Below are 17954 nucleotides of genomic sequence, written 5' to 3' on the forward strand. Positions count from 1 at the left end.
GTCAACGGTTACGGTGCTTGATACGGTGAGTCCGACCGCAATCTGCCAGAACATCAGCGTTTATTTGGATGGAGCCGGAAGTGCCACCATCGTGGCATCAGATGTCGATAATGGTTCAAGCGACAACTGTTCGGTGAGCCTATCGGCCACGCCCCTTTCGTTCGACTGTTCAAGCACAGGTACGAACACGGTCACGCTAACTGCCACCGACCCGAGCAGCAACACCGACAACTGTACCTCCACAGTTACGGTGCTTGATACGGTCAGCCCGACAGCGATCTGCCAGAACATCACCGTTTACTTGGACGGAGCGGGAAGTGCCTCTATCGTGGCAAGCGATGTCGACAACGGTTCAAGCGACAACTGTTCGGTGAGCCTATCGGCCACGCCCCTTTCGTTCGACTGTTCAAGCACAGGCACGAACACGGTCACGCTAACTGCCACCGACCCGAGCAGCAACACCGATAACTGCACGTCAACTGTGACGGTGCTTGATACGGTCAGCCCGACAGCGATCTGCCAGAACATCAGCGTTTATTTGGACGGAACAGGAAGTGCCTCGATCGTGGCAAGCGATGTCGACAATGGTTCAAGCGACAACTGTTCGGTGAGCCTTTCTGCCACGCCCCTTTCGTTCGACTGCTCAAGCACAGGTACGAACACGGTCACGCTGACCGCGACCGATCCGAGCAACAATACCGACAACTGTACGGCTACCGTAACGGTGGCTGATACCACCAGTCCAACCGCTCTTTGCCAGAATTTCACCGTTCAGTTGGATGCCACGGGCAATGCAACCATTTCGGCCACAGACATCGACAACGGAAGTTCTGATAACTGCGCGGTGGCTTCCATGCCCGTTTCTCCAAATGCATTTACCTGTGCCGAGGTCGGTTCCAACTCGGTTACACTTACCGTTACGGACGTGAACGGAAACACATCAACCTGTTCCGCCACGGTTACTGTGGAGGATAATGTTGATCCTTCTGCCGTTTGTCAGAACATCACGGTGCAACTGGATGCTTCAGGGAACCTGACCATCGCGTCAGCAGATATTGATGGTGGTTCAACCGACAACTGTTCCATTGCTTCGCTTACAATTGATGGCGGAAACACTTCGCAGGATTTTGATTGTACGAATGTTGGTGCGAACACGGTCACGCTCACGGTAGCGGATGTAAATGGAAACGTCTCAACGTGTGATGCAACCGTCACCGTTCAGGACACCATCGATCCAACGGCTATCTGTCAGGACATTACGATTCAACTCGATGCTTCTGGAAATGCGTCCATTTCAACCACGGACATTGACAATTCCAGCACAGACAACTGCGGCATCGCTTCCATCACGTTGGATGGCGGGGCATCCACGCTCAACTTCGATTGTTCGGATGTGGGTGTGCAAACCGTAACGCTGACCGTGACGGATGTGAACAGTAACGTTTCCACCTGTACGGCAGATGTCACGGTTCAGGATACCATCGATCCAACGGCCATCTGTCAGGACATTACAATTCAACTTGATGCCTCAGGAAATGCTTCCATTTCAACGACTGACATTGACAATTCCAGCGCAGACAATTGCGGCATCGCTTCCATCACCTTGGATGGCGGAGCATCAAGCATTGATTTCGATTGCTCGAATGTTGGAACGAACACGGTGACATTGACTGTCACTGACGTGAACAGCAACGTTTCGACCTGTACGGCTGATGTGACCGTTCAGGACACCATCGATCCAACAGCCGTTTGCCAGGACATTACGATTCAACTCGATGCCTCAGGCAACGCCTCCATTACCACCACCGATATTGACAATTCAAGCACGGACAACTGCGGTATCGCGTCCATCACACTGGATGGCGGAGCAAGCACATTGAATTTCGATTGTTCGGACGAAGGTGCAAACACGGTAACACTTACGGTAACCGATGTCAACGGAAACGTTTCAACTTGTACGGCTGATGTGACCGTTGAGAACAACATCATTCCAACCGTGGCCTGTCAGGACATTACGGTTTACCTCGATGCCACGGGCAACGTTTCCATCGTAGCGGCAGATGTGGATGGCGGAAGTAACGCAGCCTGCGGAATCGCTTCGTTGACCATCGATCAGGACGCATTTACATGTGCCAATGTCGGTGCCAACACGGTCACGCTCACGGGAACCGACAACAGTGGAAACGTTTCAACCTGTACTTCTACGGTAACGGTGCTCGACACCATTTCGCCTGATGCCGTTTGCCAGAATATTACTGTTCAATTGGATGGTGCTGGAAGTTTGACCATCACGTCAGCAGATGTTGATGGCGGTTCTTCAGACAATTGTGGAATCGCTTCATTGACCATCGATGGCGGAAACATTTCGCAGAATTTTAATTGCTCGAATGTGGGTGCCAACACGGTTACGCTGACCGTGACCGATGTGAACAGCAACGTTTCAACCTGCGATGCCATCGTAACCGTTCAGGACACGGTCGATCCTTCCGCTGTTTGTCAGAATATCACCGTTCAATTGGATGCCACAGGAAACCTGACCATCGCGTCAGCAGAGATTGATGGAGGTTCTTCAGACAATTGCGGCATTGCTTCGCTTACGATCAATGGCGGAAACACCTCTCAGGATTTCGATTGCTCGCAAGTGGGCGCGAATACGGTTACACTCACGGTAACGGACGTGAACGGAAACATCTCAACGTGTGATGCAACCGTCACCGTTCAGGACACGATCGATCCATCGGCAGTATGCCAGAACATTACGGTTCAGCTGGATGCCAATGGACAATTGACCTTGCAATCGTTGGATATTGATGGTGGCTCCGCAGACAACTGTGGCATCGCTTCGGTAACGATAGATGGCGGCAATGCAAGTCAGGATTTTGATTGTGCGAGCGTTGGCACGAACACCATCACACTCACGGTAACGGATGTGAATGGCAACGTTTCAACCTGCGATGCCACGGTGACCATTGAAGATAACGTGGATCCAACAGCCGTTTGTCAGAACATCACGGTTCAGTTGGATGGAACAGGCAACCTGACCGTTCTGGCAACGGATATCGATGGCGGTTCAACAGACGCTTGCGGAGTCGCTTCAGTAACGATCGATGGCGGTAACGCTTCGCAGAATTTCGATTGCTCCAACGTAGGCACAAACACCATTACACTTACCGTAACGGATGTGAACGGAAACGCTTCAACTTGCGATGCGACCGTTACGATTCAAGACACGGTCGATCCAGCGGCTGTCTGTCAGGACATCACCGTTCAATTGGATGCCACGGGGAATGCATCCATCTCAACCATAGATATTGACAACGGCAGCACCGACAACTGCGGCATTGCTTCCATCACGTTGGATGGCGGAGCATCAAGCCTCGATTTCGATTGCTCGAACGTGGGTGTTAATACCGTAACGTTGACCGTAACAGATGTGAACAGCAACGTTTCAACCTGTACGGCCAATGTTACTGTTCAGGACACGATCGATGCAACAGCCGTCTGTCAGAATATCACGGTTCAGCTCGATGCTTCTGGGAACGCAACCATCACGGGTGCGGATGTGGACGGAGGCAGCACTGACAATTGCGGTGTGGCTTCGCTGGATGTTTCGCAAGGGGCATTTGATTGCTCGAATGTGGGTGTGAATACGGTAACGCTGACGGTTACGGATGCCAACGGAAACACCTCAACCTGTACGGCCGATGTGACGATTCAGGATAACGTGGATCCAACGGTCGTTTGTCAGAACATCACGGTTTACACCGATGCGAATGGCGATGTGACGATCGTGGCGGCCGATGTGGATGGCGGTTCAACCGACAACTGTGGCATCGCCAACCTTTCCATCAATAACGATGCGTTTGATTGCAACGACCTTGGAGCCAATGTGGTAACGCTGACCGTGACCGATGTGAACGGCAACGTTTCTACGTGCAACGCCACGGTTACGGTGGAAGACACGATTGCGCCAACGCCTGTCTGCATGGACATCGTGGCGGAGCTCGACCCGACTGGAAACGTGACCGTTGCGCCAGGCGATGTGGACAATGGAAGTTTCGACAATTGTGCCATCGTTGACATCACCCTCGACCCGAACACATTTACATGTGCGGAGGTAGGATTCAACACGGTTACATTGACCGTGGAAGATGTTGCTGGAAACACGGCCACATGCACCGCGCAAGTGGATGTGCAGGATAATGTGCTGCCAAGTGCCGTTTGTCAGGATATTACGGTTCAGTTGGATGCTTCTGGAAACGCCATCATCACACCAGTTATGGTTGATAATGGAAGTACCGATGCCTGTGGTTCGGTCACTCCGACCATCGTTTCGCCTTCTTCGTTCGATTGCTCAAACGTGGGTGTGAACATCGTCACGCTGACGGTTGAAGATCAGAACGGAAATACTTCGACCTGTGCTTCAACGGTTACCATTCAGGATACGGTCAATCCAGTTGCGGTCTGCCAGAATATTACGGTTCAGTTGGATGGAACGGGCAATGCTTCTATCGCGCCAGCAGATGTTGACGGAGGAAGTTTCGACAACTGCGCCATCGACAACATGACGGTTTCTCCCAACAGTTTCACGTGTGCGGAGGAAGGTGCCAACACGGTTACGCTGACCGTAACGGATGTGAACGGCAACGTTTCAACCTGTGACGCCACGGTAACGGTTGAGAACAACGTTACGCCAACAGTTTCCTGTCAGAATATCACGGTTTATCTCGATGGAGCGGGAACGACTTCCATCACCGCTTCGGATGTGGATGGCGGAAGTAACGCAGCCTGCGGAATTGCTTCGTTGACGGTTGATCCAAGCGCTTTCACGTGTGCGGAGGTCGGAGCCAACACGGTTACCCTAACGGGAACAGACAACAGCGGAAACGTTTCCATGTGTACCGCAACGGTTACCGTTCTCGACACCATTTCGCCAACGGCCGTTTGTCAGAACGTGACCGTTCAGTTGGATGCGAGCGGAAACGCTTCCATTACGGCTGCTGACGTTGACGGAGGTTCGACCGATAATTGTGCGGTTGCTTCGTTGAGCGCCACACCGACAGCATTTGGCTGTGCCGAAGTTGGCGCTAACACGGTTACGCTCACGGTTACTGACGCGAATGGAAACAGTTCAACATGCGATGCGACCGTAACGGTTGAAGACACCATCGACCCGACCATCGTCTGTCAGAACATTACCGTTCAGTTGGATGCAACGGGCAACATTTCCATTACAGGAGCTGACATCGACAATGGAACTGCCGACAACTGTAGCACGGTTGGAAGCACGCTGACGCTGGATGTAACGCCTGGCGCATTCGATTGCTCGAATGTGGGTGTGAACTCGGTAACGCTGACCGCCACCGATGAGAACGGAAACAGTTCAACCTGTACGGCTGATGTGACCGTTCAGGACAATGAAGCTCCAAACGCGCTCTGTCAGAACATTACGATCTATTTGGATGCTGCTGGCAACGCTGCCATCACGCCAGCCGACATTGACAACGGAAGCAGCGACAATTGCGCCATTGCCAGCATGGTCGTTTCTCCGAACTCATTCACCTGTTCGGGAGTAGGAGCAAACCCAGTTACGCTAACTGTGACCGATGTGAACGCGAATGTGGCTTCGTGCAACGCAACCGTTACTGTTCTCGACACGGTAAGTCCGAACGCGATCTGTCAGAACATCACCGTTCAGGTAGATGCTGCTGGAAACGCTTCCATCGTTCCATCGCAGGTGAACAATGGGTCGAACGATGCCTGCGGAATCGCCTCATTGGTGCTGGATGTGAATACGTTCAACTGCTCAGTTGTTGGCGCAAATACGGTGGAATTGACCGTGACCGACAACAACGGAAACGTGTCAACTTGTACATCTACCGTTACGGTGGAGGATAACGTGAATCCGAATGCCATCTGCCAGAACATTACGGTTCAGTTGGATGCCAATGGCGATGCTTCAATTACCGCTTCGCAGATCGATAACAACAGTACCGACAACTGCGCGGTGGCTTCGCTGGATGTGAACCCAAGCACGTTCGATTGTTCGAACGTAGGCGCCAACACGGTTACATTGACCGTGACCGATGTGAACGGCAACACCGACAACTGCACGGCCACGGTAACGGTTCAGGATAATATCGATCCGACCGCTGCCTGCCAGAACATCACGGTTCAACTCGATGCGGCTGGACAGTTGACCATCGCATCTGCAGACATTGATGGAGGTTCTTTCGATAACTGCTCGATTGCATCATTGACAATCGATGGCGGCAATACTTCACAAGACTTTGATTGCACGAATGTTGGTGCAAATACGGTCACGCTTACCGTAACGGATGTGAACGGCAACGTTTCTACTTGCGATGCCACGGTGACGATTCAGGATACAATTTCACCAACAGCCGTTTGTGAGAATATCACGGTTCAACTTGATGGTGTAGGTCAGTTGACCATCGCGTCAGCGGATATTGACGGAGGTTCTTCAGACAATTGCGGCATCGCTTCGCTGGAGATTGATAACGGAAACACTTCGCAAGACTTTGATTGCACGAATGTTGGTGCCAATACGGTTACGCTGACGGTGACCGATGTGAACGGCAACGTTTCTACCTGTGATGCGACCGTTACGGTTCAGGATACGGTTTCACCAAGCGCGGTCTGCCAGAATATTACGGTTCAACTCGATGCGGCTGGACAGTTGACCATCGCGTCAGCAGACATTGACGGAGGTTCTTCAGACAATTGCGGTATCGCTTCGCTGGAAATCGACAACGGCAACACATCTCAGGATTTCGATTGCAACAGCGTTGGCGCCAATACGGTCACGCTCACGGTAACGGATGTGAACGGCAACGTTTCTACTTGCGATGCGACCGTTACAGTTCAGGACACGATTTCACCAGCGGCCGTCTGTCAGAATATCACCGTTCAACTCGATGCGGCTGGACAGTTGACCATCGCTTCAGCGGATATTGACGGAGGTTCTTCAGACAATTGCGGCATCGCTTCGCTGGAAATTGACAACGGCAACACGTCTCAGGATTTCGATTGCAATAGCGCTGGCACGAACACGGTCACGCTCACGGTTACTGACGTGAACGGAAACGTTTCAACCTGCGATGCGACCGTTACGGTTCAGGACACGATTTCACCGTCAGCCGTTTGTCAGAACATTACGGTTCAGTTGGATGCGGCTGGACAGTTGACCATCGCGTCAGCGGATATTGATGGAGGTTCTTCAGACAATTGCGGCATCGCTTCGCTGGAAATCGACAACGGCAACACGTCTCAGAATTTCGATTGTTCCAGCATCGGAACCAACACGGTTACGTTGACCGTAACAGATGTGAACGGAAACATCTCAACCTGCGATGCGACCGTTACAGTTCAGGATACGGTCACTCCGACCATCGTTTGTCAGAACATCACGGTTCAGTTGGATGCGAATGGCCAAGCCACCATTACAGGTGTGGATCTCGATGGCGGAACTTCAGACAACTGTGGTCAGCCAGCGGATCTCACTTTCACTTCTGATGTGAACGATTTCGATTGCTCGAATGTGGGTGTGAACACGGTCACGTTGACGGTAACCGATCAGAACGGAAACATTTCAACCTGCTCGGCAGATGTGACGATTGAAGATAACGTGGATCCAACGGCCATTTGTCAGAACATCACGGTTTATCTGGATGGAGCTGGAAACGCTTCCATCGTAGCTGCGGATGTGGACGGTGGTTCAACCGACAACTGCGGTATCGACAACCTCGCGGTGAGCCAAGATGCATTCACTTGCGCTGAAGTGGGCGCGAATACCGTAACGCTGACGGTAACCGATGTGAACACGAACACCGCCACTTGCACGGCAACGGTCACGGTTCAGGATACGGCTTCCCCGATCGCCTTGTGCCAAGACATTACCATTCAGTTGGATGCAACTGGAAACGCCACCATCTCAGCAACCGATGTGGACAATGGAAGCTCGGACAACTGCGCCATTGCTTCGATGGTCGTTTCTCCGAACGCGTTTACGTGTGCGGAAGAAGGTGACAATCCTGTGACCTTGACGGTAACCGATGTGAATGGAAACGTTTCAACGTGCAGTTCAACGGTGACGGTTGAGAATAATGTGGCTCCGAACGTGTTCTGCCAGGACATTACGGTGTATCTTGATGGAACGGGCAACATTTCTATCCTTGCTGATGATGTGAACGGAGGCTCCAACGCAAGTTGCGGTCTCGATACGTTGACGGTTTCTCCGAATGCGTTCGATTGCTCGAATGTGGGCGCAAACACGGTTACGCTGACAGCAGTTGACAACAGCGGCAATGTTTCAACGTGTGATGCTACGGTTACCGTTCTCGATACGATTTCACCAACAGCCGCTTGTCAGAACATCACGGTCCAGTTGGATGCGGCTGGTCAGTTGACCATCACTTCTGCAGACGTTGATGGCGGTTCTTCGGACAACTGCGGCATCGCTTCATTGGAAATTGACAACGGAAATACGTCTCAGGACTTTGATTGCAACAGCGTTGGTGCAAATACGGTAACGCTGACGGTAACGGATGTGAACGGTAACGTTTCTTCTTGTGATGCGATTGTGACTGTGGAAGACACCATCTCACCAAGCGCAATCTGCCAGAACATCACGGTCCAGTTGGATGCCAACGGACAGTTGACCATCGCGTCAGCAGACATTGATGGCGGTAGCAATGACAATTGCGGCATCGCTTCGCTGGAAATTGACAACGGCAACACGACTCAGGATTTCGATTGCACCAGCGTTGGCGCGAACACGGTCACACTCACAGTAACAGACGTGAACGGAAACGTTTCAACCTGTGACGCGACCGTTACGGTTCAGGACACGGTTTCACCAACGGCCGTTTGTCAGAACATCACCGTCCAGTTGGATGCCAACGGACAGTTGACCATCGCGTCAGCAGACATTGACGGAGGTTCGAATGACAATTGCGGTATCGCTTCGCTGGAAATCGACAACGGAAACACCACTCAGGATTTTGATTGCACCAGCGTTGGCGCAAATACAGTAACGCTCACAGTAACAGATGTGAACGGCAACACTTCAACCTGCGATGCGACAGTTACTGTTCAAGATACCGTTTCACCAAGCGCAATCTGCCAGAACATCACGGTTCAGTTGGACGCCAACGGACAGTTGACCATCGCATCAGCGGATATTGACGGAGGTTCTTCAGACAATTGCGGCATTGCTTCGCTCGAAATCGACAACGGCAACACAACTCAAGATTTTGATTGTACAACGGTCGGAACCAACACAGTTACGCTTACAGTAACTGATGTGAACGGCAACGCTTCTACTTGCGATGCTACGGTCACCGTTGAGGACACCATCAATCCGACAATCGTCTGTCAGGATATAACTATTGAATTGGATGCTACGGGAACGGTGGTTCTTACTGCGGTTGAGTTGGATGGTGGAACAACCGACAACTGTGGTTCCGTCACCTTCGATATTGATGCGACCAGTACGCAATGGTCTTGCTCGGATGTGGGAACGCACACGGTGACGTTGACCGCAACCGATGCCAACGGCAACGTTTCTACCTGCGATGCACAAGTGACGATTGAGAATAACGTGGAACCAACGGTTTCTTGTCAGAACATTACGGTTTACTTGGATGGAACGGGCAACATCAGCATTGCGGCAGCCGATGTGAACGGAGGTTCGAACGCAAGCTGCGGGCTTTCATCGCTGGATGTTTCTCCGAATGCATTGGATTGCTCGAACATCGGTGCGAACACGGTCACGCTGACCGCCACAGACAGTACGGGAAATGTTTCGACCTGTACGGCAACGGTCACGGTTCTGGACACCATCAATCCAACGGCTGTTTGCCAGAACATTACGGTTGATCTGACCGCTGCTGGAAATATCGTGATCGATGCTGCTGATCTGGATGGCGGTTCTTCAGACAACTGCGATGTGGCTTCGGTAACCGTGGATAGCGGTCAGTTGAACACCACATTGGATTGCTCGACCGTAGGTCAGAACACGGTGACCGTAACGGTAACGGATGTGAACGGCAACGTTTCTACCTGCGATGCGACCGTGACGGTGGAGGACAACACCAACCCGACCGCTGCGTGTGCCAATGTAACGGTTCAGTTGGATGCGAATGGCGAATCGCAGATCACGCCTGTGCTGGTGGACAATGGTTCTTCTGACAACTGTGGAATTGACAGCCTTGCGGTGCTTCCGACATCGCTGAACTGCAATAACATCGGCACCAACTCCATTGTGCTGACCGTTTATGATGTGAACGGAAACATCAGTACGTGTGTGGCCACGGTTACCGCGCAGGATACGATCGCGCCAACAGCGGTCTGCACCGACATCACGGTTCAGTTGACAGGAAATGGAACGGCTGTGATCGCAGCGGGAGATATTGATGACGGTTCGTTTGACAACTGCGGTATTCAATCGCTCTCCATTGATGTGAACAACTTCGATTGCTCGAACATCGGCCCGAACGCGGTTGAACTGACCGTGACGGATGTGAACGGAAATGTTTCTACCTGTTCCGCTAACGCGAATGTGGTGGACGAAGTGGATCCGAATGTGATCTGCCAGAATCTCTCGGTTTACTTGGATGCGAACGGCCAAGTGACGATCGCTGCTGAGGACATTGACAATGGTTCTACGGATGCGTGTGGCATCGACACGATGACGCTGAATGTGTACCAGTTCGATTGCTCGGACATTGGTGTGAACCCGGTTACGCTTACCGTGACCGACAACTACGGCAACTTTGATGTTTGTCAGGCCATTGTTCGCGTGTTCGATACGATCTCGCCCGTTACGGTCTGTCAGGACATCACCATCCAATTGGATGCAACTGGAACAGCAAATATTGTTGCAGCTGATGTCGATGGCGGCAGCACCGACAACTGTGGCATCGATGCATTGAGTGTGGATCAGACCATTTTCGATTGCAGCCAAGTGGGCGCGAATACGGTCACACTCACAGTAGTGGATGTGAACGGTAACCAGAGCACGTGCCAGGCAACGGTAACGGTGGAGGACAACATCAACCCGAACGCCAACTGTCAGGACATTACCATTTACTTGGATGCGGGAGGCAACGCCTCGATCGATCCCTCGGATATCAACGCAGGAAGCAACGCCAACTGCGGTGTAGATACCGTTTTCGTGAATCAGTATGATTTCGATTGTTCGAATGTGGGCAACAATACCGTTACGCTGACCGTGGTTGACAACAACGGCAATGCAAGCACCTGTACTTCAAATGTGGAAGTGCTGGATACGATCAGCCCAACGGCTATCTGTCAGGATCTGATCACACAGGTAAATGCGGCAGGTGACGCCAGCATCACGGCCATTCAAGTGGATAACGGTTCGTTCGATAACTGTGGAATTCTGAGCATGGTGCTGGACGATAGAAACTTTGATTGTTCGGATGTCGGTGTTGTTCAAGTGGTGCTTACCGTGACCGATGTGAATGGAAACGCTTCAACTTGTACCGCGAACATCACGGTTCAGGACACGATTGCACCAGTTGCCTCATGTACACCTGTCGTTGTGCAGATCGGTGCCAACGGAACGGTGACCATCGCGCCAGAAGATGTTGATCTGAACTCAAGTGACAACTGCGCCATCGACAACTTGGCCTTGGATCAGGACACGTTCGATTGTTCGGAGGTCGGTTCGAACACGGTGACATTGACCGTGACCGATGTGAACGGAAACAGTTCAAGCTGCACCGCGCAGGTGATCGTGGAAGAGAATATTCCGCCAGTTGCGCTCTGCCAAAACCTGACGGTTTACCTCGATGCGCAGGGAGATGTGAGCATCGCGCCAGCAGATGTTGATGCTGGAAGCAGCGACAATTGCGCCATCGACACCATGTATGTGACACCGAACGATTTCACATGCTCGGGTGTTGGAGCTAACCCAGTTGTGCTGACGGTGGAAGACGTGAACGGCAATGTGAGCAGTTGCAACGCCACCGTAACGGTGCTTGATACGATCAGCCCTGTGGCCGTTTGCCAAGACATTACAGTGCAACTTGATACGGCTGGAAACGCGATGATCGTGGCCGAGGAGATAGACAATGGTTCGAATGACGCCTGTGGAATACTCGGTTTTACTGCTGATGTGACCAGTTTCGATTGCTCGAATGTGGGAGCAAACACCGTTGTGCTGACCGTTTCGGACAACAACGGAAACACATCAACCTGTTCGGCAACTGTAACCATTGAGGATAATGTGAATCCGACCGCGAACTGTCAGGATCTGACCGTGACACTTGATGGCAACGGAACGGTGAATGTCTCAGCCGGAGAGGTCAATGATGGCTCGTTCGATTACTGCGCCATCGACTCCATGTTCATTGCGCAAAACACATTCACGTGTGCCGATCTTGGCTCCAACATCATCAACCTGACCGTGGTCGATGTGAACGGTAACACTGATTTCTGCGCAGCGGAGATCACCGTTCTCGATACACTCGCTCCAGTTATCATCGGTTGTCCGAACGACACGCTGATCGTGCCAGACAGCTCCAACTGCGAGCCTCCTGTATTCTGGACAGAGCCAACTGCGCAGGACAACTGTACACCGACACTTACAAGTGATTTCGCCCCAGGCGACAACTTCCCTGTTGGTACCACAACCGTGACCTACACGGCCACGGATGAATCGAGCAACAGTACCATCTGCTCGTTCGATGTGACCATTCAGCCTTCGCCCGTGGTGGTCAACGTTACTTCGCCCGAAGGGCCATGCGGTTACAACTTGGGCTGTAGCGTTTCGCCAGATGGCGTGGCCACGGCCAATGTTTCGGGCGGATGTTTGCCTTACACATACCTGTGGACGGACGGCCAGACCACGCAGACCGCAACAGGACTTGCAGCAGGATTGTATGGCGTAACCGTAACCGATGCCAACGGAACCACCGTTGTCGGAACAGTAACGCTTACCGCACCTGATCAGTTGGCAACCGATAGCCTCACTTCTCCGCAGTACATCGGTGGTGCCAATGTTTCATGCAACGGAGCGGCAGATGGTGCCATTAACATCAATGTGGTCGGTGGTCAGGATTGCTTGAGCTACGATTATGCTTGGACAGGCCCGAACGGATTCACATCAACAGATGAAGACCTGACAGGACTTGAGGCTGGAACCTATACGGTGGTGGTTACCGATGCCATCGGATGTTTCTACACGGACAGCATTACACTTGTGGCGCCAGATGCCTTGGCGGTAGATTCGCTTGTGAGCGATTACAACGGAGTGAACATTTCGTGCGCGGGAGCGGCAGACGGTTCTATCGATCTGACCATTTCTGGCGGAGCCACACCATACAGCGTGAGCTGGAGCAACGGAGAAACGACCGAGGACATTGACAGTCTGATGGCCGGAACTTACATCTATACGGTAACGGATGCGAATGGATGTTCAAGCACTGGATCCATCACACTTGTGGAACCTACAGGAATGTCTTCGTCCATTGCGACTTCCGATTACAACGGCTATCAGGTCTCATGTAACGGCCTTGCCGATGGAAACATCGACCTGACGGTGAACGATGGAACACAGCCGTATTCGTATCTGTGGAACACTTCGGCCACAACTGAAGATCTGGACAGCTTGGAGGCTGGAACCTACATTGTGACAATTACCGATGCCAATGGTTGTACGCTTACCGACAGCGTAACCCTGACGCAACCCGATTCGCTGGTGGTCTCACCCATCGATACCACCGTTATCAGTTGCAACGGAGCGCAGGATGGCGCATTTACGGTTGAAGCCACAGGTGGCGTTCCAACCTACGTGTTCGGTTGGTCTGATGGACAGACAGGGCCAACGGCAAGCAATCTGGCACCGGGCACGTTGATCGTGACCGCTACCGACCTGAACGGTTGTCAGGATTCCATTATGCTGGTGATGACCCAGCCGAACGAGCTGGAATCGTTCACAAACACGGTTTCTGATGTGATCTGCTTCGGAGAGAGCAACGGCATTATCGATGTGGATGTGATCGGTGGAACCGCACCTTACACCTACGATTGGTCGAACGATTCGACCACGCAGGATCTGAATGGTGTTTCCGCTGGAACGTATCTGCTCGAAGTGACCGATGCGCACGGTTGCACCGATACACTTTCGGTAGTGGTGAACGAACCTCCGTTGTTGACGATGGTGGTCGATACCGTGATCGATGCGACCTGTAGCGGATCAACAGATGGTGCCATTACAGTTGAGGCAACGGGTGGAACTGCGCCATACGATTACTTCTGGCCAGACCTGAACACAGGTGGAGCCACAGTTACGGACCTTTCTTCGGGTGTTTACGAAGTGCAGGTAACGGACGATCATGGTTGTACTTGGTCGATGAATGTGATTGTCGGTCAGCCAAGTTCCATCGAAGCGCAAATAGATGTGCAAACGGAGGTGAGCTGCAACGGTTCGGACGATGGTTCGGCCCTTGTAACAGTTTCTGGCGGAACTGCACCTTACACGTATCTCTGGTCAAATAATGATACCGATTCGTTGGCAACAGGATTGGCCGCTGGACAGCATTTCGTAACGGTTACCGATGCAGGCGGCTGCGATACCACGCTGCTCTTCACCATCACCGAACCAACGGCTGTGACCATCGCTTGGGACACCATTTACAACGTGACCTGCAACGGTTACACCAATGGTCAGATTCAGGTTGATGTGGCTGGCGGAACCGTTCCGTACAACGTGATGTGGAGCAATGGCGAATCTGGATACGTGGCGCACAACCTTGGCGCTGGAACGCACACCGTTTATGTGACCGATGCCAACGGCTGTCTGGACAGCTTGAGCGCAACGGTAACCGAGCCGGACACGCTCGAATGGATCCAACACTCGACCAACATGGTCAGCTGTTTTGGTGGAAACGATGGAGAGGCCACGGTACAGGTTCAGGGCGGAACGCCTCCTTACAGCTACGCTTGGCCGGCCATTTCGCAGGTCGGAGAAACGGCAACGAACCTTTCGGCCGGATGGTACACGTTCATCGCTACGGATGCAAACGGTTGTTCTTACTCCGATTCCATCCAGATCACACAACCAGATGAGATCATTGTTTCGGTCACTTCCGATACGGCCGTTTGTCCAGGAAGCGGAGTTACCATCACAGCTTCGGCAACAGGTGGCGCAGGCAACTACTCTTACTCGTGGGACAACGGTCTTGGCTTCGGAGCATCGCATGTGGTGAGTCCGAGTGCGGTGACAACCTACACGGTAGAAGTGTTCGATCAGAGCGGATGTCCAGCATCTCCAGCAAGCGTAACGGTGGATATTGCGGAGGTTCCCGTGGCGGCATTCAGTTCGTCTGCGGCTCAGCCTTGCGTGCTTCCAACCGACATCAACTTTACCAACACCAGTACAGGAGCAACGGGATATGAGTGGCTGTTCGGCAACGGTCAGTTCTCTTCGGATGAGAATCCGACCACTACTTACGGCAACCCTGGAACGTATACCGTAACGCTGATCGCGTCTTCAGGTGCAGGTTGCTCCGACACGACCTCTTCCACCGTGGTGATCGATGACGTGCCCGTTGTGGGCTTCAACTTGGACAATGCGCAGGGTTGTGCGCCATTGGTGGTCAACTTCAACAATACCAGCAGTACTGGATTGGAGTATGACTGGAATTTCGGAGATGGAACGACATCGAACATTTCGAATCCGATACATGCGTATAACATTCCTGGAGATTACGAAGTGAGTTTGATCGTGACCGCGCCAGGCGGATGTTCCGACACGCTCACGTTGGCGGCAGGCGTTTCGGCCTACCCGTCACCGATCGCGGATTTCACAGCCAACTCAACCTCTTACCCAGAACCTGGAAACGAGTACGAGTTTGTGAACAACTCAACGGGTGCAACGCTTTACAACTGGGATTTCGGCAACGGAGTTCAGACCGATGATTACCAACCAACGTACGATTATCCAAGCTACGGTGGTTACTTCGTGACGCTTACTGCCATCAACGAATTTAGCTGTGCCGACACGGCCGTTCACTACGTGAATGTGGAACTGAAGACCACGTTGTACGTGCCGAACGCGATGGGAATCGGACAACCTGGCGAAGCGGGCGTGTTCCTACCCAAAGGAAGCGGTCTGGCAGAATACCATGTTTGGGTGTTCGATAAATGGGGCAACCAGCTTTGGGAAAGCACGGCCCTCAATGGTGGCAGCCCTGCCGAGAGTTGGGATGGAACCTACAGAGGCGCAACCGTTCCGATGGGCGCATACGTCTGGAAGGTGAACGCGGTATTCATTGACGGTAAGGTTTGGGAAGGACAGGAACACCAAAAGGGTGGCGTGAGCAACACGGGTTCTGTCATGGTACTCTACTAAGAAAAGGGGATTGAAAATGGAAAGCCCGCTGAGATTACTTAGCGGGCTTTTTCCTTCAGAAAAGTCCGCTTTCGGTGTTTTCGGCCTCATAGCCTTCATCCACCAAGTGGTTTTTCTTGTCGTTTGACGCTGCAACCGCCAGTTTATCGCAGCGCTCGTTTCCAGGAATATTCGCGTGGCCCTTTACCCACTGGAATCTGACCTTATTCTTCGGATAGATCTGCAGAAAACGTTTCCACAGATCAGCGTTCTTCTTGCCTTTGAAACCCTTCTTCACCCAACCGAAAACCCAACCTTTGGTCACGCTATCGATCACGTATTTGCTGTCGGAATAGATGATCACCTCGCGGTCGGAGACCTTCAGCATTTCCAACGCCACGATGATGGCCAGCAGCTCCATGCGATTATTGGTCGTCAGGCGATAGCCCTGCGAAACCTCCTTGTACTGGTTCTTGAAAGAAAGCACGATTCCGTAACCGCCTGGACCTGGATTTCCCAAGGCCGAACCATCGGTGTAGATCACTATCGGAGCGTTTTCCAAACAGTTATTCGTTATTTGTTATACAGTTATTCGTGATTGAGCGGGGTAACGAATAACCAATAACTCAATAACCAATAACTAACTTCGCACCATGATCCTATCAATGACAGGCTTCGGCAAGGCGCAGGGCAATTATAAGCATACTACGTACACGGCCGAGGTCCGCTCGGTAAATAGCAAACAACTCGACCTCAATCTGAGGCTCAATTCCGCGCTCCGCGATCAGGAAATGGAATTGCGCAAAAACCTTGCGTCCGAGTTGGTCCGAGGCAAGGTGGATATCGCGGTTTACGCAGAAGGCGTGAGTGAGGATAAGTTGCTTTCAGTCAATCAGGAGTTGTTCGACCGCTACGCAGAAATGTTGAAAGGTGCTGCCGTCAAGCAAGGGTTGGATCAGAGTTCGCTTTTGGCGAATGTGCTGAAGTTGCCAGAAGTGCTTCAATCGGAAAGAAAGGAGAAGGAGCAGGAAGAGATTGACCTTGCCATTAGCGTACTGATGGAAGCCGTGAAACGTTTTCAGGAATTCCGTTCAACCGAAGGGCAAGAATTGAGATTGGACCTGACCGACCGACTGAATAACATCAGAACGCTGATGACTCAGGTGGAACAGTTCGAAGGTGAGCGCATCGAAACCGTGCGTCAGCGCATGATGGACCGCTTTGAGGAACTCAAGGAGAAAGTGACGTTGGACGAAAGCCGTTTGGAGTCGGAACTGATGTACTACATCGAGAAATTTGATGTGACTGAAGAAAAGGTTCGTCTCACTTCGCATCTCAAATATTTCGAGGAGACCATGAATTCCGATGAGGCTGCAGGCCGCAAACTCGGCTTCATTGCACAGGAAATGGGTCGTGAGATCAACACGCTTGGTTCCAAAGCCAATCACGCAGAAATTCAACGCATCGTGGTTCAGATGAAAGACGAGCTCGAAAAGATCAAAGAGCAAGTGCTGAATGTGCTTTGAATTTAGTCTGTGAATCATGGATGTAGAATTAGAACCTTTGACGATCG

At 52.1% G+C, this 17954-nt stretch carries 3 protein-coding genes; 2 read left to right on the forward strand and 1 reads right to left on the reverse strand.

The window, feature by feature from the left end; all coding sequences use genetic code 11:
* Positions 1 to 16402: HYR domain-containing protein (locus GC178_11595; GenBank protein MBI1288207.1), on the forward strand; the 16402-nt coding region annotated here is incomplete at its 5' end.
* Between the two features lie 55 nt (positions 16403 to 16457).
* On the opposite strand, the gene rnhA is transcribed toward GC178_11595, so the two are convergent.
* Positions 16458 to 16943: a ribonuclease HI gene (gene rnhA / locus GC178_11600; protein ID MBI1288208.1), complete on the reverse strand. Its 486-nt coding sequence runs from the start codon at positions 16941 to 16943 to the stop codon at positions 16458 to 16460.
* Positions 16944 to 17034: 91 nt separating this feature from the next.
* Here rnhA and GC178_11605 point away from each other — a divergent pair, with 91 nt between their 5' ends.
* Complete coding sequence (locus tag GC178_11605) at positions 17035 to 17907, forward strand: YicC family protein (GenBank protein ID MBI1288209.1); 873 nt, start codon at positions 17035 to 17037, stop codon at positions 17905 to 17907.
* The last annotated feature ends 47 nt before the right edge of the window (positions 17908 to 17954 follow it).

Source organism: Flavobacteriales bacterium (assembly GCA_016124845.1).
Taxonomy (GTDB): Bacteria; Bacteroidota; Bacteroidia; order UBA10329; family UBA10329; genus UBA10329.

Coding starts and splice junctions, on each gene's coding strand:
- GC178_11605 (MBI1288209.1), top strand. CDS start 17,035: ATGATCCTATCAATGACAGGCTTCGGCAAGGCGCAGGGCAATTATAAG.